At 43.4% G+C, this 23,183-nt stretch carries 17 protein-coding genes; 7 read left to right on the top strand and 10 right to left on the bottom strand.

Translation table 11 applies throughout. The features are described from left to right. Positions 1–136 precede the first annotated feature (136 nt). The 4 genes from ACSUPM_RS02240 to ACSUPM_RS02225 all read left to right on the top strand — a co-directional run bounded on the left by ACSUPM_RS02240 (position 137) and on the right by ACSUPM_RS02225 (position 4,413). Entirely contained in the window at positions 137–556 is a 420-nt protein-coding gene (locus ACSUPM_RS02240; protein ID WP_025651635.1) for a hypothetical protein, read from the top strand. 250 nt (positions 557–806) lie between these two features. Continuing rightward, positions 807–1,352, top strand: coding sequence for a hypothetical protein (locus ACSUPM_RS02235; RefSeq protein WP_201565830.1), 546 nt, complete (start codon positions 807–809; stop codon positions 1,350–1,352). Positions 1,353–1,463: 111 nt separating this feature from the next. After that, positions 1,464–1,688 carry a hypothetical protein gene (locus tag ACSUPM_RS02230; protein WP_201565828.1) on the top strand — a complete coding sequence of 75 codons (225 nt, stop codon included), beginning with the start codon at positions 1,464–1,466 and terminating at the stop codon, positions 1,686–1,688. Then, entirely contained in the window at positions 1,663–4,413 is a 2,751-nt protein-coding gene (locus ACSUPM_RS02225) for an NACHT domain-containing protein (RefSeq protein WP_201565826.1), read from the top strand. The genes ACSUPM_RS02230 and ACSUPM_RS02225 overlap by 26 nt, the downstream gene beginning before the upstream one ends. 82 nt (positions 4,414–4,495) lie before the next feature. On the opposite strand, the gene ligA is transcribed toward ACSUPM_RS02225, so the two are convergent. From ligA to ACSUPM_RS02210, 3 genes are all read right to left on the bottom strand, one after another. Further along, entirely contained in the window at positions 4,496–6,490 is a 1,995-nt protein-coding gene (gene ligA, locus ACSUPM_RS02220) for an NAD-dependent DNA ligase LigA (protein WP_436880308.1), read from the bottom strand. A gap of 360 nt (positions 6,491–6,850) precedes the next feature. Continuing rightward, positions 6,851–7,867, bottom strand: coding sequence for a cell division protein ZipA C-terminal FtsZ-binding domain-containing protein (locus ACSUPM_RS02215; protein ID WP_025651641.1), 1,017 nt, complete (start codon positions 7,865–7,867; stop codon positions 6,851–6,853). A gap of 258 nt (positions 7,868–8,125) precedes the next feature. Then, the gene (locus tag ACSUPM_RS02210) at positions 8,126–12,070 is read right to left on the bottom strand and encodes an AAA family ATPase (protein WP_436880145.1); all 3,945 of its coding nucleotides are present in this window, start codon (positions 12,068–12,070) and stop codon (positions 8,126–8,128) included. A 139-nt stretch (positions 12,071–12,209) separates the two neighbouring features. Here ACSUPM_RS02210 and ACSUPM_RS02205 point away from each other — a divergent pair, with 139 nt between their 5' ends. Then, positions 12,210–12,509, top strand: coding sequence for a DUF4298 domain-containing protein (locus tag ACSUPM_RS02205; protein ID WP_025651643.1), 300 nt, complete (start codon positions 12,210–12,212; stop codon positions 12,507–12,509). Position 12,510: 1 nt separating this feature from the next. On the opposite strand, the gene ACSUPM_RS02200 is transcribed toward ACSUPM_RS02205, so the two are convergent. Then, on the bottom strand, positions 12,511–13,314 hold the full coding sequence (locus ACSUPM_RS02200) for a sulfite exporter TauE/SafE family protein (RefSeq protein ID WP_025651644.1): 804 nt from the start codon (positions 13,312–13,314) through the stop codon (positions 12,511–12,513). A 179-nt stretch (positions 13,315–13,493) separates the two neighbouring features. On the opposite strand from ACSUPM_RS02200, the gene ACSUPM_RS02195 reads away from it, so the two are divergent. Beyond that, positions 13,494–14,444 carry a biotin--[acetyl-CoA-carboxylase] ligase gene (locus ACSUPM_RS02195; protein WP_201577572.1) on the top strand — a complete coding sequence of 317 codons (951 nt, stop codon included), beginning with the start codon at positions 13,494–13,496 and terminating at the stop codon, positions 14,442–14,444. Positions 14,445–14,481: 37 nt separating this feature from the next. Next, positions 14,482–15,210: a pantothenate kinase gene (locus tag ACSUPM_RS02190; protein WP_201577575.1), complete on the top strand. Its 729-nt coding sequence runs from the start codon at positions 14,482–14,484 to the stop codon at positions 15,208–15,210. 91 nt (positions 15,211–15,301) lie between these two features. Here the strand turns inward: ACSUPM_RS02190 and ACSUPM_RS02185 are convergent, their stop codons facing one another. The 6 genes from ACSUPM_RS02185 to ACSUPM_RS02160 all read right to left on the bottom strand — a co-directional run bounded on the left by ACSUPM_RS02185 (position 15,302) and on the right by ACSUPM_RS02160 (position 23,086). Next, positions 15,302–15,787: an energy transducer TonB gene (locus ACSUPM_RS02185; protein WP_201565812.1), complete on the bottom strand. Its 486-nt coding sequence runs from the start codon at positions 15,785–15,787 to the stop codon at positions 15,302–15,304. A 123-nt stretch (positions 15,788–15,910) separates the two neighbouring features. Next, complete coding sequence (locus ACSUPM_RS02180; RefSeq protein WP_201577578.1) at positions 15,911–17,098, bottom strand: isovaleryl-CoA dehydrogenase; 1,188 nt, start codon at positions 17,096–17,098, stop codon at positions 15,911–15,913. A gap of 79 nt (positions 17,099–17,177) precedes the next feature. Then, the gene (locus ACSUPM_RS02175; protein WP_201577580.1) at positions 17,178–18,098 is read right to left on the bottom strand and encodes a hydroxymethylglutaryl-CoA lyase; all 921 of its coding nucleotides are present in this window, start codon (positions 18,096–18,098) and stop codon (positions 17,178–17,180) included. A gap of 36 nt (positions 18,099–18,134) precedes the next feature. Then, positions 18,135–20,258: an acetyl/propionyl/methylcrotonyl-CoA carboxylase subunit alpha gene (locus tag ACSUPM_RS02170; RefSeq protein WP_350587766.1), complete on the bottom strand. Its 2,124-nt coding sequence runs from the start codon at positions 20,256–20,258 to the stop codon at positions 18,135–18,137. 166 nt (positions 20,259–20,424) lie between these two features. Then, positions 20,425–21,219: an enoyl-CoA hydratase/isomerase family protein gene (locus tag ACSUPM_RS02165; protein ID WP_201577494.1), complete on the bottom strand. Its 795-nt coding sequence runs from the start codon at positions 21,217–21,219 to the stop codon at positions 20,425–20,427. 256 nt (positions 21,220–21,475) lie between these two features. Then, positions 21,476–23,086, bottom strand: coding sequence for a carboxyl transferase domain-containing protein (locus ACSUPM_RS02160; protein WP_201577492.1), 1,611 nt, complete (start codon positions 23,084–23,086; stop codon positions 21,476–21,478). Positions 23,087–23,183: the final 97 nt, after the last annotated feature.

The following is a 23,183-nucleotide window of genomic DNA, read 5'->3' as shown; positions in this document are numbered from 1 at the left end:
TCTAACATTGCTTTGACCACGTTTTCGCTACTATGACGTCATATGCTTAACGCATTATTAAGAACAAATAAATGACCATAAACGAATAACGATATATAAAAGTTACTTTATATAAAAGCTACTTTTGGAGAAAACAATGCATACTTTAACTAAATTCGCGACTGCCCTACCTGCCCTTGCCTTATTGAGCGCTTGTGCCACCACCGTCCCTACTACGCCAGAGTCATCAAATACGCCTGCTTCAGAAAGTGTCACTAACGCCGCTTATGATCGTATGGCACCAGCCCCTTATACCTGTACTGACGACAGTAAAATCATGGCAAAACAGTCCATTAATAAAAAGCAAGTCATGCTAAACGCGACCTTACCTAAAGTAAACTGGGCCGACCAACCAATCATCTTAAATGGTGGCGTCCAAGGTGACACCGCGAGCTATGTCAACGAATCAAACTCAGAAGTCGTCTATGCATGGCACATGAAAGGCGATAAAGGTATCTTTGCCATGAAGTGGGCTGACGGTAAAGAATATCAAGTAAACTGTCAGATAGGCCGATAATAATTTTGGTTTAATCGTTCATTAATAATGATAAACCTACAATTATTAAACTGAGCAATACTATAAACAGTCATCATATGGTGGCTGTTTTTTTGTGCGCATTTTTTAAGAATATGCCAGTTGCTTCGATATTTTCATATTCAATATTTTTACAACAGGCGCTTGTTTCCTCCATTTCGCTAGAGAACCGTAAAGAAAGCTGTCAAACTAGGGCATATTAATCATGACCAATAATAAAAAGGATAACTCGATGGCTAAGCGTCTAATAAGTATGATGGCAATTGCAAGTATATGGGCGCTGACAGGCTGCAATAACGCTGCCGATTCTGTTGATGCTACTGACCAAACCCCTGAGGCAGCGGCGACAGCAGCAGATTCATCGACGCCAAAAGGCGAATCAGCAGTCGGTACGATAGACTGGTCATTAGTAGACAGTGGTGAAAAGCCTGCTGACCCCGCCAATTATAAATATCCGTTTGCGCTCGATAGCCAAAATGTGCGCGATTATGCGGAATATTTCGATGTGGATAATGCCACCGCGCAGCACAATCTGACGATAAGTATGGCAAGCAATGAAGCGCTGTCAAAGCTGCTCGATCAGCTTAGCGATAGCTATACCTCACATGAAATTATTGATAGTAAAGACATGAAGCTTGTCATTCATACCACGCCTGATGTCGCTGCCAGTAGCTATGATTATGTACTGTCAGATGACTTTGCGAAAGGACTGGTATTGCCTATCGTGATTCAGCCGGATGGTAAGAAGGGTGAGGTTAAAGCGCATGCTAGCAGCTGATGATGCAAATATTTGAAGTCTAATAATAATATTGAGATTAAATATTTTTATAAACAAATGTTATATTAATGATAAGATGCGACATATTTACTAAACTTCATGGAAAGCAAAATGCAAGACGTTATTGAACTGATTCTAGCGAAAGAAGAGTCGCCCATATTAGAGTTTAAAAGGCAGTGGTATTGGGATGATAGTACGCCTAGTGAAGATATGACTATTAAATGGGGAGAGTTTCTAAAAGATATAATTTCACTCGCTAATGCCTATCATAGTTATGTCGGTCAAAATAGATATCTAATATTTGGATTTTGTGAAAGCGAAAAAAAAACCATATAACATAGATTTCTCTAAGATAAAACAACTTCGGAATATCGATAGCTTTAAGAAAGACTTAGTTCAAAGGCTAGAAAAACATACACGACCAGCATTTATAAATTTTAGTATAAATAAAGTAAACCACAACGGTGTTGAACTCTTAGTTTTTGACATACCCTCCCCAATGTTTATAACTGAAACAAAAAAAGAATTACAGACTAAAACCAGATCATTAGATGAAGGAGCAGTTTTAGTCAGAAAAGGTCAAAAATCAGATGAAATAAGAACTGCTGATATTTCTGAAATAGAAGGGTTAAAATATGAGTTTGAAGAATATAGAAAAGATTTTTTGAAAAATAGAAAAGATGAATATGAAAATGTAATAACATCTGAAAGGTCTATAGAAAAAACTATTCAACTATATATAGATAAAAACTCAAGCTTTTCTTTAGCAGAAAATTTTCCAATTAAAGTGAAAAAATGGAAAGAAAATATTATATATGAAGTATATAAATTAGTTGATAGATTCTCAGACTCAAAAGAATTTATCTATCTACATGAGAATACAAATCAAGGGAAAACATTAGGAGAAATAAAGAAAAATAATTTAATCTTAGATTTTAGCAGAACTATAATACTAATAGATAAACCAAATATTAAAGACGTAGATAGAAGAAAAGAAAATATAAGAAAGCTCTTTGGCACTAATCATGTTTTCTTTATCGACGAGTTTGGATATGAACATTTATATAAGGATTGTATTCTTCCATACGAAAAATTCAACCTCCCTGTTTATGTTAATGGGCTATATGACAATGATAACAACAGTAACTTAGACCTATCCGCTATCGATAGACTTAAAGAGTGGTTTAATACTGAAAGCGAACCTCTATTTGTTGTAAGTGGTCATGGCGGCATTGGGAAAACTACGCTTGCGAAGCAGTTTCTAGACTATGTTTACGATGAAGTTAATAGTTTAGGAATATTATTTATTGATTCCAAAAAGATAATTAGTGAACTTTCAAGAAACTATAGTCAAGACAACAAAATTAGTGATGTTTTCGATTTTTACAATGCATTAATGGAAGTTGAAAGTTTAGAGTGTTCAAAGTTTAGTAAAGATCTCCTGAAGCTATCAATCGATAATGGTAGTCTAGTCATCGTATTAGATGGGATAGATGAGGTTATCGCCAAGCTTGGTGATAAATTTGATATAGAAACTTTTATAAATTCAATATTCGAAGAATATTCATCAGGTCTTCACAGAACTAAAATTTTAATTACCTGTAGAGATCATTTTTGGAATGAGGTTGGTAAGAAAATACTACTTCCAGAAATAACTCTAAAAGCTTTTAATAGTGATTTAGCAACAGAATTCTTTTCAAAAAAATTAGTTCAAGAAAAGAAAATAAATAAGGCTATGCTGTTAGCTAATAAGTTAGCGATTGAAACAAAAGAAGATGGATATATTTCTGAACAAAAAACTTACATCCCCTTCCTTTTAGATATGATTAGTTATCTTATTGAGTCAGATAATGATGATATAGATATAAACAATAAGATAAATAGTCAGTATTTAGATAAAAAGAATCACTTAGATGTATTAGTTGCTCAAATATGTACTAGAGAAATTGTAAAACTAGATAGTTTGAGCCTAGACCATCAGATTAAATTATTTATAAGTATGGCTTCTAGTAAGAAAAACAGCATAAGTATCACCGATATTAAACAAGTACTCAAGAATAAAAATATGGATGTTGAAATTGACAATTCATATATAGATAAAATCAAAGGCCATCCCTTAATCTTGTATAAAGATGAGAATTTTTACTTTCGATATGATGTTTTTGATATATACTTTAAATCACTTTTAGTTTCAGAATTTTTTAATACTAAAGACTTACCTGAAATAGAAGAAAATATCTTTAGAATCATTAGTGGTTATTTAAAATTTGACACTAGCTTTGCTAAATCTATTTCAGAAAAAGTAGTTCTTGATGACGACTTAGTAATTTTTTGCTTATATCTAATAGATAATATAAATAATGAAAGCTTAAATGATAAGAATTTATTTATTTCCGCAATAGTAACTCTTCTGTTAACTCTTTTAGAGAAGAGCAATAATCAGTCCAACATTAATACTAGAACTGATCTCATCGAAAAGATATTCGAAAGTAATGGATATATACAGGGCTTATGTCTAATTGATATTTTTGGGAACTCTTCTAGCAAGCCAACATTCGATTTCCGCGGTAAAATCTTTAAAGACTGTATTTTCATTAATTATGAATATTTCTGGGAATGTACTTTTGATAGCTCAACTAGGTTTTATGATTCATATTTTAAAGATATTGACCCACGAGACGGTATATCTACGAATATTCCAGAAAAACTTTTTAGCACTAGTTGTGACTTAGTAGAAATTCAACATTTAATCAGCCAAACACGTGAACATAAAAAAGATCAAAAACAAGATATTTCAACGGATTTAATAAAAGTATTTAAGCTTTTTTATGAACGTGGTAATTTCTACCCTAGAAAACAAGCACAGGTTAGAAAAAAACTATCCGCCGTTAATTTACTTTCTACTCTCATAGAAAAAGGTGTAGTAAAAAACTATAGAGATCCAAAAAAGCCAACTATGAAACAATATAAAATAAGTGATGAATATCGAGACGTAATATATTTATTAGACCAAGATACTCCGTCCATTAAATTTAATAGGCTAGTTAGAGATTTGATGTAAAATTAGCGATTATTATATATGTAAATTTTTAAAATTAGAGTGAGAATATAGCAATAGCATCACTAAGTTCTCACTCTAGCTACTATAACTGTTGTAGTAACACCAAAAACTCATCCTCACTCACCACTTTCACACCCAATTTTTCCGCTTTGGTGAGCTTCGAACCAGCTTTATCACCTGCCAATAGCGCGGTGGTTTTTGCCGAAATACTGCCTGAGACTTTGGCACCAAGTGCTTGTAGCTTGGCTTTGGCTTCATCACGCGCCATGCTATCGAGCGCGCCCGTAATGACCCACGTTTGCCCATCGAGCGGCAATCCCTCTGACGCCACTTGCTCAACCTTATCCCAATAGACGCCAGCTTCAAGCAATGAATTAATCACTTCGATATTGTGCGGTGCACGGAAGAATTTATAGGTCAGCTCGGCAGTGATTTCTCCGACATCTGGGGTTTTTATCAAGGTCTCAATACTGGCCGCCATGAGACTGTCTAAATCACCAAATTGCTGTGCAAAGTTCTGTGCTGTGCCTTCGCCGACACCGCGAATACCTAGTGCGTAAATAAAGCGAGCCAATGTCGTATGTTTGCTGGCTTCGATAGCGTTGATGATATTTTGTACCGATTTTTCACCCAGTTTCTCAAATGTGACCATCTCATCTGCATGGTTGTGCAACTGATAGATATCAGCGACAGTCTTGACCAGACCATGCTCAAAGAAGCTAATGAGCCAACTTGCGCCAAGCCCATCGATATCCATGGCACGGCGTGAGACAAAATGAATAAGTGCTTCTTGCTGCTGCGCTGGGCAAAACAATCCGCCCGTACAGCGCGCCAATGCTTCATCTTCAGGCAGCACGACGGGAGAGTCGCAGACAGGGCAAGTAGAGGGTAGCGTGACTGGCTCGCTATCGGCTGGGCGCTGATCGTGCCAGACACGAGTGACTTTTGGGATAACATCGCCTGCCCGATGGACGCTGACTGTATCGCCTGCGCGCACATCCAATCGCTGAATCTCACCAAAGTTATGCAAGGTAACATTGCTAACGGTGACGCCGCCGACTTTAACAGGCTCAAGCTTACCGACTGGTGTGATTTGTCCTGTCCGTCCGACTTGCCACTCGATAGCGTGCAAACGTGTCATGACGGTTTCGGCAGGGAATTTATAAGCAGTTGCCCAGCGTGGCTCACGGGATAAAAAACCAAGCTGCTGTTGCAATGCTAAGCTATTTACTTTGATAACGGTTCCATCAATCTCAAATGGCAGATCGCTACGCCCTTCTATCACTGACTCATAATAGTTCTGCGCGGCGCGTGGATTTGCCACTACTTCTACCGCGCTGACCGTAAATCCAAGCTCGGTAAGCCATGCCAGTGCCCCTGACTGAGTGTCGATAGTATCTGGCAATCCTTGATTGACCGAATAGCCATAGAACGCCAGTGGACGACTTGCTGCTATCGCTGGATCAAGCTGACGCAGACTGCCAGCAGCAGCATTACGTGGATTGGCAAAAGTCTTTTCTTCTTTTTCTGCCGCTAAACGATTGAGACGCTCAAAGCCTGCTTTTGGCATGAGCACTTCACCGCGTACTTCTAATAGCTCAATCTCAGCGGCATCAGTAAGCCAAAGTGGCAAGTTACGAATGGTTTTGGCATTTTGGGTGATATCTTCGCCCGTTTGACCATCACCGCGCGTCACCGCTTGCACGAATTTACCATAAGCATATTTGAGCGACACTGCCAAGCCATCAAGCTTTAGCTCCATCTCGTATTCAGGGTTTTTCTGCGCATCATTGAGGCGATCATTGACGCGGCGCATAAAGGTGTGTAATTCGTCATAATCAAAGACGTTGCCCAGTGACAACATCGGAATATCATGCGTGACTTGGGTAAAGGCCGATAGCGGCATATCGCCGACTTGATTGATTGGGCTATCTGGCTGCACCAAATCTGGATATTCTTCTTCAGCCTCAAGCAACGAGCGACGCAATTGGTCATACTCGCTGTCTTCTAATATCGGATTGTCGAGCACATAATAAGCATAGTTATGCGTCTTAATCGCTTCAATAAGCGCACGCATTTTTGAGACAACCTCTGCACTATTATTGGTACTACTGTCGGTCGGACTAGATGTCGCAAGTGCTTGGCTTTCTACTTGAGCAGATGAATTTTTAGAATTATTTGATGAGGTAGAGTCAGTCATAGTCGGCGTCTTTTTCGCAATTCAAGATGTCGATATGATAACAAGTTTGTAGGAAGCTCGGTATAGTCAATCCTATATAAATCAAATACTGTGTCAGGCTCGCTCAGTCTACTATCTATGGTTAGAATTTTGCAGAAACTAAAGTCCATTAAAAAAGGCAAATAACGTTAATCGCTATTTGCCCTTTTTATGATTTCTGCTATTAAGCAGATTTTAACTTTCGTAGCTTTTAAGCTGCTAACCCTCATAATCACGAACTTGATTACGTAGCTGCTGCTTGTATTCAGGCGTGATTGGTTCGTTCTCTTCATCGAGCATAATCGCGTCCAAATCACTTGCCATCATATAGGCAATGCTCATCATACTATCAAAGCTACGCAGCGCTTGCGGATGCGGCAACGATAAAAACACTACCACGCCATTATAGGTATTGGTCGCCACGCTATGCGGGTCAAAAGGTGCGATGCCACTATCGGTGATGCCCATCATGCTAAACCACAGCATACCGGTGCCGTCTTTTTGCTCGTAGCGATGGAACATATTCATCGCCCCATAGCGTAAGCCATATTTATCGATTAACGCCAATAAATCGCGACCACGTATCACTGCTGTTGGACGGTCACGGTATTGATGCGGCAAAATAGTGATATTGATATTGTCTTTGGCATTAATCAATGGACCGTTTTGGGCTTCATCAACAGGCTCTGACAGATGCTGATCCAATATCGGACTATTATTATCAAAGCTTGGCTCTTCTGCCGTATCAATCGACGGCATCAAATTGTCAGTCGCCGACATCAGGCTAGAAAAGGCATCAGGCTCTTGCTCGATTTGCATCTGCTGCGCCGTTTCTGCAAACTCGCTATTATCGCTACGCTGTTGTTCGTCCTGCCAGCGCGCATAATCGGTATCAGCCATCACGTCATGATTAACGTCATTAGTCTCACCACGCCCAGCGGTCAACTGCGTATCGACAGTGGTATGCGTCTGGGTCAAAGGTTCTTCTTCGACGACGGCATCCAAATAACTGCGATCAGGACCGATGCTAGTCTCGCCAGCGACGGTATCTTCTAAGTCTGGCTCATCGACGATATTACGCTCGTGGCGCGGTATGATAGGAATACCGTTTTTATCATAATTGACCGCGGCAGCCTCAGCCGTTTTGCGGCGCTTAAAGCTGCGAATGACCATAAACAGCCCTGCGAGCACGATAAACGCGGCAATGGCAATCAATATAAACTGAATAGCGGTCATGAGAAATATATCCTAATAACTATGATAAAAGGGAATACATAAGAAGGCATAAATGGCAATATTCTAGCATGGCTGACCCATGTCGTCACCACATTGTGTATTTTATAGTCAGCACGCTTTATTTGAGTCGTTTGCAACGATTGTGGCGTGCAACTTTATTATAGCCAATCAGTAACACTGCTATCAGTGACCATGCTAATAGTAGCGTCAACATCATTCTGTGAAACATCATTTTGTTCAATGTTAACTTGTTTAGTCTTAACTTTCTACATAACGCACCGCTTCATCAAGTGAAACACTGACTAAAGTCGAAATACCTGCGTTTGGCATGGTAATACCTTTTAGCTCATCAGCAATCTGCATCGTCAGCTTATTATGACTGATAAAAATAAACTGCAAATCGTCTGCCAACTCATGAATGAGACTGGTAAAGCGAGCAACGTTGGCATCATCAAGCGGCGCATCGACTTCATCAAGTACACAAAACGGCGCTGGATGCTGCTTAAATATCGCAAAAATTAAACTTAGCGCTGTGAGCGTTTTTTCACCGCCTGACAGTACGGCAAGGCGACTATTACGCTTGCCTTTCGGCTGCGCCATTAAGGTTAGCCCTGCTCGCCACTGTTCTGATTTTGATGTACTACTAGGCATGTCGTCAGTGTTTAGCGTTAGGCTGGCTTGTCCACCGCCAAAGACTTTGGCAAACAAATTGGCAAGCTCGTTATTGACCGCATCAAGCGTCTGCATAAATAGCGTTTTGGTGGTCTCATCAATAGAAGCAATCGCCTCGGTCAACGTCTGCATACTGGCAGCAATATCGGCTGTTTGCTGCGCAAGTGGCTCTAAACGCTCATTAACTTCCGCAAGCTCTGCCACTGCGGCAAGATTGACTGCGCCTATTTTGCTTAGTTGCTGTTCAAGCTTATTACGCTCAGATTCTAATTCTGCGATTTTATCGGGACGTATACGGCGATCATGGGCTATAAAATCCGCTAATAAATTTGAGACACTAATCGGTTGCTGTGGTAACTCTTCATCAGTTTTATATCTATGCCTAATGCCATAGTAAGCTTCTAAAGCCTCTTGCGTATGAGTACTGGCATCTTCTAGACGTGCCGCGCTTAATGCCAGCTCGGTGGCGTGAAGGGCAAGCTCACTTTGCTGAGTCTGCAATGACTGTTGTAGCGTATCTAGCACTGCCTGCTGCTGACTATACTCCTCTTTAAGCGCCGTTAATGCCGTTTCACGCTCTGCTAATACTGCCTGTTGTTCATCGCGCGCGGTCTGCGCTGTTTGTAATGCTGCTTGCAGTGCTGGCAGTTTGTTTTGCTGCTGCTCATGACGCGCCTTTAAACTTTGCTCGTTTTGTATTGACTTAACATGTTGCGCAGTTGCACGGGTAATACTACTAACGCTATGCTCTAAACGCATCTCGCTTTGTTGCATACGAAGCTGCAAGGCTTGCCAAGCGTCATCATCCACCTGACGTGTGCGGGCGAGCTCACTACGCTCGGACTGCAATTGCTGACTTAATGCACGCGCATCGGAGATTTGTGGCGTCAATGCCGCTATATCGCTTTCAATATGTTGCTGCTCATCGTTAAGCGCTTGCTGTTCTTGCTCAAGCTCTTGTTGCTCTTGCTCAAGGGCAACTTTATCAGCATTTAGACGCTGGCTGTCCGCTTGTAGACGCTCCGCATTGGCACGCTGAGTGGTAAGCTGCTGCTGATATTGATGCTTATCACGGGTCAATTGCTCCGCTTGCGCACGAGTTTCTTCTAAACTGACCGTTAACGCATCGTAGTTGCGCTGGTTATTAGCGATGGTCTTTTGTTGATCTTGTATTTTGCCTTCAAATTCATCAAGCAGATCTTCTAACGCTTGCAAACGACTACGCTGCTGTAAGCGCTGGCTTAAAAATTGACTATTGCTCTCATTTTGACCATTTTGCGCGCCAGCAAACTTGCTTAGATTCATCGTACCCTGACGACTGATAAGCCAACCGTCAGAGGTTAGCAGAATTGCTGATGATGGTAATATTTTCAGAATATCAGCGAGCGCGTCAAGAGTCTGATTATTAGTGACCTCAGATTGTGCGACATATAAATAACATTGCTGCCAAAGCGCTAAGTTAGGTGCAGTAATCAGCTGTGATAAAGGCAGTATTGTATCAGTCAAACCGTCAGGCAATTCGCTAACAATTGGCTTTGCGTTTACATCACTTTGCTTAGCAGATAGCCACAGGCTATGACCCTTTTCTGCTACCAACTTCTCTTTCGTACTACCATGCTCATTTTGCGCAGTCTGATAAGTAAACAAATCGGTTAAATCATGCTCAAGCGCTTGCCATAAGCTATCGGCTGTTTGAGAGTCATCATTAATCTTTTCACTGCTAATTTGGTTAGAAATCAGCACATGACTATCGAGCCATAAAGCCATTACGCTATCGAGTAACTCTGCGTGCTGTTGCCCTTTTGCGCTGAGTTCAATCTGCTCACGTAAGGTAGTAATTGCCAATTCATTATACTCGCTGGCTATTTCGCCCTCTAAATCACTTTTAGCATTAGCAGTCTTTGTATTAACGAGCGGTTGCGATTTTGGTAGTGGTTTAGGATGCAATATCTGATGTAGAGTATCGTACTCACCTGCCAAAACTGCGTGACGTTTTTCATCCTCGCTCAACTCGCGTTGCTGCATGTTCAAGCGTTGTTGTAAATCATGGGCTTGCGGTTGTAGTTCAGACAGTCGTTCATCAACGCTATCTTGTTGACGCTCAATCTGCTGCAACTGCTTATTCAGCTCAGTCACTTGCATCTCTAATGGGCGCTGCAAATTGTTCGCATCAGCCTGCTCTTGCCCATCACCATCAGCCCTGTCAGCATTGGCAGCTGGTGCTAGTGACTGTTGTAGTTGCTGCCATAGTTTCTGCCAGTTTTGCTGGCGACGCTGCCATTTCTCATGATTTTGCTGATGACGTTTTTGCGCTTGGCTATTAATCGCTTGCTGCTGCTCAAGCGTACGCGCATTATCTTGCCGGCGTGACAGCTTGTTTTGCGCGTCATGCCATGCGCGCTGTAATGGTTGCTCATTGCGTTTATACGTGTCACGTTTATTTGTCAGTTCAATTAGCTGCGGACGCAATTCTTCTAGCACGTTTTGCTGCGTAGCTTGCTCAGCTTTTAAACGCTCAATCTCATCGACTGCTTGCTCACGCTGCTGCTCTAAACTGACTAGTTGCTGTTCAATAACGGTTAGCTGCGACTTTGCATCACTTAGCTGGTGCTCAGCTTGTTGATAGCTTAGCTGCTGCTGATAATGGCTGCTTTGGGCATCGTCTTTTAGCCACTGTTCTTGATTGATATGGGCAGCAAGCTTATCTTGTTTGGCTTTTAAAGTCTCATAGCTGGCTTGTAATGTGGCGACCTCACTAGCGCTACGCTCATGAGATATTTTTTGCTGCTGCTGATTATGCTTGGCCTGATACAGTTGCTGAATGGCAAGTTTCTGCTTGATATCAGCAAGTGTTAACGCTAGCTCTTCGTAACGCTGAGCGCTTTCTGCTTGCTTAGATAACCGTTTTTGTTGGCTAATCAGCTCGCTTTGCATATCATGCAGACGTGCTAAATTATCTTTAGTTTTCTCTAGCTTTTTTTGCGTTTCTTCGCGGCGCGCTTGATAACGCGAAACCCCTGCCGCCTCTTCGATAAACTCTCGCAGCTGCATGGGGCTAGATTCAACAATTCGCCCAATCATACCTTGTTCGATAACCGCATAACTGCGCGCGCCAAGCCCAGTTCCCAAGAACACATCAACTACATCACGGCGACGGCAGCGCGTGCCATTAATAAAGTAGTCTGAGCGTCCCTCTTTATTTACCTGTCGGCGGACTGACAGCTCTTGATATAAATTAAACTCATGGCGAATACCCGTCTGCTCGTCTTGCGTATGCTCAAAAGTCAGCTCGACACTGGCAACACTTTTGGCGGATTTATCTTGCGTTCCTGCAAAGATAACATCACTCATTGCCCCGCCACGTAACTGCTTGGCGGAAGTTTCGCCTAGCACCCAGCGAATGGCATCGATGACGTTGGATTTGCCACAGCCGTTTGGCCCGACAATGGCGGTGATGCCATGACGGAAGGTAAAAGTTGTTGGATTGGCAAAGGATTTAAAGCCTGCCAATTTTAAAGATTTTAAACGCATGAATAATCAATAAACTTAGCGAAAACAGGCGGCTATTCTACCTGAAATTGTGACGAGTTTTTAGAGTTTGTGAGGAATGCTATAATATGGCTGAAAATCTATATAATTCATCTAAACACTAAAAATTAAGAGCATTAATATGACTGATTATAATCCGCAAGAATTACAACAAAAATATGAAGAATGGTGTGAGCTACATCGTAAACAGCTTGAGGCGCAACAGCAGTTCTTAAAAGCTGAAACATTGCAAAACGAATTAAAAGATTACTATCTAAATCCGCAATGGATGACAGATCGTGAAGCGGATCTGCCAATTGAACATTCAGGTAAAGAGCACTCTATCTTTAGTGAAGATGCGCTATGGAGTATGCTCAGCGACCATGATGAGTTAGCAAGAAAGTGGATGCGTTTGGGGCTAGATGCGATTGATAAGAAGTAACTTAAATCACCCCAATCCCACTTAACAATAACTGACCACCAGCAAATAATAACAATATGCCAAAGGCACGCTTAAGCGTCAGCGCAGGTAATACATGGGCAAGCTTGGCACCGACTTTTGCCATAGCGAAGCTAACGACTGAAATACATAAAAACCCTGTGATATGGACAAAGCCTATCGTACCTTCAGGTAGGTTGACCACATCTTGACCGAACCATGCAAATCCTGCTGCGCCAGCCAATGCAATTGGCAGGCCACAAGCCGCTGAAGTGCCCACCGCTTGCTTCATCGGTAGTCCCGCCCAATTTAAAAACGGTACGGTCAAACTGCCACCACCAATCCCAAAAATAGACGATGCCATACCAATACCTGCTCCTGCGCCAAACTGTACACTAGCAGGCGGTAACGGCTTACCTAACTGCTCTTTGTTAGAGAAGAACAACATCTTTAAAGCGACCAATAACGCGCCGACACCGATGATAGCTTGCAATACCTTACCGTCAATCATGTCAGCAACCCCTGCACCAACGAGGCTGCCTATGACCAAACCTAATGCCATTTTTCGCCACACTTCCCAGCGTACACCGCCGCGCTTATTATGCGCCGTGAGTGAGCTAATAGAAGTCACTACGATGGTCGCAAGTGAGGTACCAACTGCCAAATGGGTCACCACTTCAGGAGGAAAATGATACGCAGTAAAAATCCATACCAATGCTGGCACGATAATCATGCCGCCACCGACGCCAAATAAACCTGCGCTGACCCCAGCAAACGCCCCTGCAATGACAAACCACACATACAACATCATAGTACTACCTTTTATAATGGTTATTTTTAGATGATAATAACCAGCGCCTGCGCGTCATTAGCATCTAAGTCGTGACAATTCTGCCGATGGCTGTCATTCTTAACAATGGCCTTAGTATATCAAATGCTATCTTAAAGACTCTATCAAACAGTATATGAACTACAGCGACTAAATTTATGCCGTTATCTATATCTATGCCGTCACCAGCCAATTATTCCGTTCATTTAGCTGAGCTTACGCATCGTCATGTGCTCAGCAGCGCCTCTACCAATAGTGAGCTGATAGACGCTGTGCAAGATGGCACGCTGGATGCTACTAAGTTGCAGCTACTAACAGCTGAAACCCAGAGTGCAGGACGCGGACAGCGAGGTCGCTCATGGCAATCACCGCGCGGTAATGTCTATCTGTCGTTATACCACCCAGTACACATGCCCATTAGCGGTTTGTTATCGTTAATCATCGGCGTCGAGCTGGCAAAAACGCCTGTTATCCAAACATTGAATGAGAAATTACGCGCGCAAGGTTTAACCCCTATCGGCGTAAAATGGGCCAATGACTTGGGCTTTTATCAAAATTCATCTGAAGCAGATAAAGCTGAACCAGACACGCAAATTATCCAATTTAATAAGCTTGCTGGTATTTTAATTGAACCAGTTTGGAAGGCAGGAAAATTGGTTGGTGTGGTCATGGGCGTTGGACTTAATGTACAGGCTGCGCCAAAGCTAACCGCGCAGACTTGCGAAGGCATGAGCTATCAAGCCATTAGCTTACAAGATATTTACGGCATGCTTGAATCAGATTACGCGTACAATTTACCAACCTTACAGACGCTTTATCAGCAAATTAGTGAAGCGTTACTGGCGGCTATGACACGCTTTGAGCATTTTGATATCGAAAGGCCCACTGGGCATACCTATTATCTGGATAGCTTTTTGCAAGAGTTTGCGACGATGGATGCATTGGCGGGTCTGCGATTACGGGTCACCCAAGACCATGATGATAAAGCGCATGTCATCACTGGTGACGCCTGCAGTATTGATACAAACGGCTGTTTGCAATTGCGTGAAGATAACGGTAAGATTTCTGCGCTTTTTACCGGTCGTATTGATGTGATTTGTGAGGCTTAAATCACATACTTAACGAGCACCATATAAAGGGATTTTTATGCTCTGGTTAGATCTTGGTAATACCCGTCTTAAATACTGGCTCACCGATGATATCGGGCAAATAGTCGCGCACGATGCCAAGCAGCATTTGCAAGCGCCCGCCGAATTACTCATGGGTCTGACCGATCGTTTTGAGCGTTATGCGCCCGACTTTATCGGTATCTCGTCGGTACTGGGTGACGAGCTCAATGTAAAAGTATCAGAGACTTTGAGTCGTTTAGATATTCCGTTTGAGTTTGTCCATGTTGATGCTGAACACCCATTGATGCGTAGCGCCTACAATGACGAGCAGCTCGGCTGTGATCGTTGGCTACAGATGCTGGGCGCAGTTGATAAGAAAAAGCGTCAATGTGTGATTGGCTGCGGTACGGCGGTGACGATTGATTTGATTGATCACGCTGAACATTTAGGCGGTTATATTTTCCCAAGCATCTATCTGCAACGTGAATCACTATTCTCTGGTACCAAGCAAATTACTATCTCTAACGGTACTTTTGATAGTGTCAGTCAGGGCACCACCACGCAAGATGCGGTCCATCGTGGGATATTATTGTCCATCGTTGGGGCGATCAATGAGATTAGCCATCGTCATCCCAACTTTGAGCTCATCATGACTGGTGGTGATGCTCATATCATCGCGCAACATGTCAATCGCCCAGTGCGCCTGCGCGATGATTTATTGTTAAATGGTCTGGCACGTTATTTTGATCATAGTAAACAGATATAGTGTTTTGAGCGTTTGTATAAATAAAAAAAGCAGTACGTTTTAAGCGTACTGCTTTTTTTGGTTTAAATACGTCTAACTTCTCTATTACTACCTATGGCACTGTAAAAATGATAGGTAAGCTAAAACTTGCCCTTACGGCTTTTCCTTTAACCATGACTGGTTTCATTCTGCCGCTTCTTACCTGTCGAATAGCATTCTCATCCAAGCATTGATTACCGCTGCTTTTTTTGACTTGTACTCTAGTAATTTTGCCTTGTTTATCAACCGATCCATCTAACAAGAGAGTGAGCTTATCGCCGGTACTCACAGTGTTTATACAATGAGATTCGATTCTCAAAATAGGTCTTACTACCCAATTTGCATTGCTAATAGAAATTTGAGTAACGGGTTCAAAATTAGACAAATCAACCAACTCTGCCTGTGCAGGCATCGTACTTACTGACAGCGTAAATAATGTAAATAAGGTGACTAACAGGCCATAAGCACTGATAGATTTTATACTGGTTAGAAAGTGAAAAACTGTATCGTTAGAAGCTATGTGATTAACAGCTAACTTAATATTTAATTTACGAGTCATTATAAAAGTCTTTTATCCAAATCATTAAAAAGTGCCACGCTATGAGACATATAACGTAGCACATTTTTAGATCTTAGAGCAGAAAAATTCGATAAAAGTTAACTTTTAATTCGCCATTAAACTTTACTTAGTCTCGTTAAACAACTCACGACCAACCAGCATACGGCGAATCTCGCTGGTACCTGCACCGATTTCATAGAGTTTGGCATCACGCCAGAAACGACCTAGCGGATACTCATTGGTATAGCCATTACCGCCAAAGATTTGAATGCCTTCACCTGCCATCCAAGTGGCTTTTTCGGCACACCATAAAATCACACTGGCGCAATCTTTACGCACTTCTCGACTATGACCAGCACCGCGTTGATCTAACATGTCGAGATTTTTACCAACGGTGTATAAGAAGCTACGCCCCGCCTGCAAGATGGTATACATGTCCGCGACTTTACCTTGGATAAGCTGAAACTCACCAATCGCTTGACCAAATTGCTTGCGATCATGGATATAAGGAACGACATTATCCATCACTGCTTGCATGATACCGATAGGACCTGCGGCTAATACCGCGCGCTCGTAATCTAGACCACTCATCAGTACCTTAACACCTTCGTTTAAGCCGCCTAAAATATTCTCTTTAGGGACTTTAACATTGTTAAAGGTCATTTCACCAGTATGACTACCGCGCATGCCTAGTTTATCCAGCTTTTGTGCCGTACCAAAGCCTTCCATACCTTTTTCAACGATAAATGCCGTCATGCCTTTCGCACCCATTTCTGGATTGGTCTTAGCATAAACTACCATCACGTCAGCATCAGGACCATTGGTAATCCACATTTTGCTACCGTTTAAAATGTAGCCACCGTCTTTTTCTTCGGCTTTTAGCTTCATGCTGACCACATCTGAGCCAGCGCCCGTTTCACTCATCGCTAGCGCACCAATGAATTCACCGCTAATGAGTTTCGGCAGATATTTTTGCTTTTGTTCCTCTGAACCATTGCGTTTAATTTGGTTGATACACAGATTAGAGTGCGCACCGTAGCTCAGCGCCACGGACGCAGAAGCGCGGCTAATCTCTTCCATTGCGACCATATGAGCGACGTAGCCCATATCAGAACCGCCGTACTCTTCAGGAACAGTGATACCATGCAAACCTAAGTCACCCATCTTTTGCCACAAATCCATTGGGAATTCATCGCTGCTGTCAATCTCAGCCGCACGCGGGGCAATTTCTTTCGCTGCAAACTGCTGTACCACATCACGTAACGCGTCGATATCTTCGCCAAGCTGAAAATTCAATCCAGGTAAACTCATAACTATTCCTTGTATTTTGATGTTTTAAATATTAAATATTAATTCGTCTTTAAAGCCATTATATTTTTAGCGCATTTAATTAGGACTGACGCTTATTGGTCAACGCACGGGCCACGCTTGACCCATTGCGGCGACCTAGAAACTCACTGATACGCTCGCCAGCTACGACCAGTCTATCCAAGTCAATACCAGTACTGATACCCATGCCATGCAGCATATAGACAACGTCTTCGGTAGCGACATTACCCGTTGCGCCTTTGGCATATGGACAACCGCCAAGCCCAGCCACTGAGGTATCGAATTCGCTGACGCCCATCTGTAGTGCGGCTAAGGTATTACTGACTGCTTGACCATAAGTATCATGGAAATGGCCTGATAGCATAGCGATGTCGGCATATTCTAAAGCGGCTTGTAGCGCGCGCTGTACTTTCAGCGGCGTACCTACCCCAATCGTATCGGCAATACCAATCTGTTCTGAACCAATCTCAACCAAACGCTTAGTCACATAAGCCACTTGGCTAGGGTCAATCTCGCCTTCATAAGGGCAACCGACCGTGCAAGAGATAACACCGCGCACTTTGATGCCCTGCTCTTTTGCGGCAGCGGCAACGGGTGCAAAACGTTCAATACTTTCATCAATACTGCAATTGATGTTTTTTTGACTAAAGGTTTCACTGGCTGAGCCAAAAATTACTATTTCATCAGGACGATGTACAATGGCATTTTCAAAACCGCGCATATTTGGCACGAGTACCGAATACATAACGTCATCATGCCTATTATCTGCAAGCGCGGTCATTAGCTCACTGTTGTCGCCCATTTGCGGCACCCATTTTGGCGAGACAAAGCTGGTCGCCTCAAGCTTCTTGACGCCTGCTGCGATTAAATCGTTGATAAGCGTTTGCTTAACCGCCGTCGGTACCGTCATGGCTTCGTTTTGTAGGCCATCACGTGGGCTGACATCCACGATGGTGACATGGTCTGGATACGAATGGCTCATGGTTATTATCCTTTTATTGTTCTTATACTTCAGTTCTTAAGCTTCGCTAGCTTCTGTGTCGATGCGCAGTAACTCATCACCATCAGCAACCGAGTCACCCGCCGCAAATAACAATTCTGCCACCACGCCGTCAGTTGGTGCGGTAATGGTATGTTCAATTTTCATCGCTTCAATAACGGCAAGTGGCTCGCCTTTTTTCACGCTATCGCCGACAGCCACTTTGAAGGCAACGACCTGCCCTGGCATTGGTGACTTCAAACTACCGACCGCTGCAGACTCTTCGCCCACATGTGCCATAATATCAATCAGCGTAATCTCGTCCCGACCGCTATCTGTGAACACATAAACGGTCTCATTATGTACCCAACTTTGAGCACTAATACGTGCGCCTTCTAGCCATAAAGTATGATTGTGTGCGTCACTGCTGGCGTAGCTGACTTCACCTTCATAAACACTCTCTGTCTGAGCGGCCACATTGACATTATCTTGAGTGTCGTTACTCGCGATCTCTTTTTCAATGGCCAACGTAAAGCTGCTGAGAGTATCGCTACCCTTTTTGCTGTCAGCATCATTCGCATTGTGCCAATTACTAATACGGGCGCTATAAGCTTGTTCATCATAAACCAAGCTAAACGATCTTGTGTAATCGCTATAAGCACGGAAACCAGTAGGTTTACTAAATGGATCTGCATCTGCGTCTTGTACAATCCCTTCACTCGCAAGCTGCTGAGTAATGGCAGTCACAGCAAGCGTCGATAACTCAAGCGGATGCTGGTTAAACAGCTCGTCTGCCTCACGCTCTATCAATGCGGTATCGAGGTTGGCTTTACTAAACGACTCAGTATTGAGAATGTAGCGCAAAAATGCCACGTTAGTTGGCAAGCCAACGATGCGCGTTTGTCCCAATGCGCGATCAAGTTTCGCCAATGCTTGCTCGCGAGTGGGCGCATGAACGATAAGCTTGGCAATCATAGAGTCGTAGAACGGGCTAATGACATCACCCTCGCGTACCCCATCATCGATACGCACGCCTGCGCTGTCGTTATTAATAACAAAGGTGCTGTGCTCAGGCTTTCGATAGGTAAATAAAGTACCTGTCGCAGGTAAAAAACCATTGTCAGGGTTTTCAGCACAGATACGCGCTTCAATCGCATGACCATTAATCGCCAGCTCATCTTGCTGCTTAGGTAATGGCTGACCGGCGGCGACCAAGAGTTGCCACTCGACCAAATCGACACCCGTAATGGCTTCACTAACCGGATGCTCAACTTGCAGACGGGTATTCATTTCCATGAAATAAAAATTCATAGAGCCTTCGCGCTGCTCAACGATAAATTCAACCGTGCCTGCACCGAAATAATTGACCGCACGCGCCGCTTCAATAGCTGCTGTGCCCATCGCCTCACGCATTGTAGCGTCAACACCTGGAGCTGGCGCTTCCTCTAATACCTTTTGATGGCGGCGTTGTACCGAGCAATCACGCTCAAACAGATGCACATAGTTGCCATGCGTATCACCAAATACTTGAATTTCGATATGGCGTGGCTTTAGCGCGTACTTTTCAATCAATACTTGGTCATTGCCAAAACTGGTAATGGCTTCGCGGCGACAGGAGTCTAATAGACCAATAAAATCGCTACTTTTTTCCACGATACGCATGCCTTTACCGCCACCACCCGCACTGGCTTTAATCAGTACTGGATAGCCAATGCTGTCCGCTTGCTGTTTTAAAAACTCGGCATCTTGATTGTCACCATGATAACCTGGTATCAGTGGCACGCCAGCCGCTTCCATCAAACGCTTGGACTCAGACTTGCCGCCCATCGCGCGAATCGCATCAGCGGATGGACCAATAAAGACCAGTCCTGCATCCTGACAGGCTTGCGCAAAATCCGCATTTTCACTTAAAAACCCATAACCTGGGTGAATTGCTTCTGCACCAGTCTGTTTAGCAATCGCAATGATAGCATCGCCTTTAAGATAGCTGTCTTTGGGAGACGATCCGCCCAAATAAACCGCTTCGTCACAGACAGCGACATGCTTAGCTTCACGGTCAGCATCAGAATAAACAGCGACGGTGTTTACACCCAGACGCTTGGCAGTTGCTGCAACACGGCAGGCAATTTCACCACGGTTGGCGATTAGAATTTTAGAAAACATAACTATCCCTGTGTCTTGTCGTTTTTATCGTTTTTAACATTCGTTTGTGACATTAATAAATAATGATAAATAATAAAATATAGGTTGATGTTCACGTGTGACTGTTTTAAAAAAAATGACATCTGCTGTTAACTTAACGTCAATTTAACAAAAGTCTCTTCTATTATTAATCTGCGGTCAGCCAGTCAGGCTTGCGCTTCTGTAAAAATGCTTGCACCCCTTCCTTACCTTGCTCTGATGAACGGATATCAGCGATGCCTTTTACCGTAGCGGCAATCAATTCATCGGTAATGGGTGCGCCCGTGACTTCATGCAACAAACGTTTGCAGGTTTTGACCGCGTCGGGGCTGTTTTTGACCACTTTATCGCAAAACGCCGCAACGGCATCGTCAAGCGACTCTTCGCTGACGCGTTCATGGACAAAGCCCAACTGACGCGCCTTTTTAGCATCGAATACTTCTGCACTTAAAAAATAGCGCTGCGAAGCTCGTGCGCCCAATGCCTTTATCACATAAGGGCTAATCGTTGCAGGCGCTAACCCTAAACGCACTTCACTCAAGCAGAAATTGGCGATTCTCACCGCGATTGCTACATCACAAACGGCGACTAAACCCATACCACCTGCATAGACATCACCTTGTATAGCAGCTATCGTTGGCTTAGGACATTCATAAATGGTCTTAAGCATTTGCGCGAGCTTATCCGCATCGGCTAGATTCTCTTCATAGCTATAATCTGCCATCGCGCGCATCCAGTTCAGATCCGCGCCAGCACAGAAGGCTTTACCAGCAGCCGCTAAGACGATGACGCGTACTTGCTCATCATTACCAAGCGTCTTAAAAGCATGGGTCAACTCAGCAATCATTTCATCGTTAAAGGCATTACGTATCTCAGGACGATTTAATGTTACCGTAGCCACGTGCTGCTCAATATCGACCAATAGGCTTTTATAATTATTCATATAGGTTTTTCTCAATGTTTTGTGATAACTTTTGCATGTCTTTTTTTACAGATAGTTTTGCGTAATGTTCTTTTTTACTTCTAACACCGTCATTCTATCTTCGAAAAGAAATGGGTGACTGGTAGAAATTTTCGCAGCCTCTGTCGGCATAGGTACAGCACGCAAGAAAATTTTTTTTACCAGTCACGTACTGACCTTAGTAACACAGCTTTCATTTTAAACTAAAGCATTCTCTCAACGAAAATATAATACTAATCTACATTCTAAAGACACCAAAAGCTGTCTCTTCAATCGGTGCATTGTGAGCCGCACTAAGCGCTAATGCTAGTACATTACGGGTATCGGCAGGATCAATAACCCCATCATCCCAGAGACGTGCCGTTGCATAATATGGATGACCTTGCTTTTCATACATATCGAGAATTGGGGCTTTAAATGCTGCTTCGTCCTCGCTACTCCATTCCTCGCCTTTACGGTCGAAATTATCACGCTTGACGGTCGCCAGTACTGAGGCTGCTTGCTCACCGCCCATTACAGAGATACGCGCATTTGGCCACATCCATAAGAAACGTGGGCTATAAGCACGGCCGCACATGCCGTAGTTACCGGCACCGAATGAGCCGCCAACGATGACGGTAAATTTCGGCACTTTCGCGTTAGCAACCGCCATCACCATTTTGGCGCCATGACGAGCAATCCCTTCGTTTTCGTATTTTCGACCAACCATAAAACCAGTTATGTTTTGCAGGAATATCAACGGGATTTTACGCTTACAGCACAGCTCAATGAAATGTGTGCCTTTTTGCGCCGACTCACTAAACAAGATGCCATTGTTAGCGATGATGCCAACTGGCATACCTTCGATATGAGCAAAACCACAAACCAGCGTGGTACCAAAGCGTGCTTTGAATTCATCAAAGGCGCTGTCATCGACGATACGAGCGATGATTTCTTTGATATCAAATGGCTTACGCTTATCTGTTGGAATAACGCCGTATAGCTCTTTGGCATCATAGCGTGGTGGACGTGGTTTGATTTGATTCGGAATTTTCTTGGCAGGACGATTGAGATGACTGACGATATTACGCGCAATCGATAGTGCATGAGTATCGTTTTGCGCCAAATGATCGACGACTCCTGACAGACGCGTATGTACATCGCCGCCGCCTAAGTCCTCGGCAGTGACCTCTTCGCCGGTTGCTGCCTTTACGAGTGGCGGGCCACCCAAAAAGATGGTGCCTTGGTCTTTAACAATAATAGACTCATCACTCATCGCTGGTACGTATGCACCGCCCGCCGTACAGCTGCCCATGACCACGGCAATCTGTGGAATGCCTGCAGCACTCATGTTGGCTTGATTAAAAAAGATACGGCCGAAGTGCTCTTTGTCAGGGAATACGTCATCTTGGTTGGGTAAGTTAGCACCGCCTGAATCCACCAAATATACGCAAGGTAGGTTGTTTTCTTGGGCAATTTCTTGTGCACGTAGGTGTTTTTTGACCGTCATTGGGTAGTAAGTGCCGCCTTTTACCGTGGCATCATTACAGACAATCATACACTCAGTGCCGTTAATACGGCCGATACCCGCAATCACGCCAGCAGCGGGAATCTCTTCGCCATACATATCGTGCGCCGCCATCGGAGCGACTTCTAAAAATGGCGTACCGACATCAAGCAAACGCTCGACACGCTCACGAGGTAGTAGCTTACCACGTGCTAGATGCTTAGCTCGCGCACGCTCTGAACCGCCTTGAACGACTTTACGCAAGTGCACATATAGGTCATCGACTACCGCTTGCATGGCGGCACTGTTTTGCTGAAATTCAGCAGCGTTTGGACTCAGTTTACTGGTTATGATAGCGCTCATGATATCCCTTTTCTTTGATACGTAAATGCGAGTAGCTTTTTATATTATGCGAGTTATTTTAACTGGTGTTTATTTTAAGCGTTACTCACATGATTAA

Source organism: Psychrobacter okhotskensis (genome assembly GCF_965638355.1).
In the GTDB taxonomy this organism is placed as follows: domain Bacteria; phylum Pseudomonadota; class Gammaproteobacteria; order Pseudomonadales; family Moraxellaceae; genus Psychrobacter; species Psychrobacter okhotskensis.
Note: the sequence above shows the minus strand (reverse complement) of the source record. Positions and strands in the feature narration are given on the sequence as shown.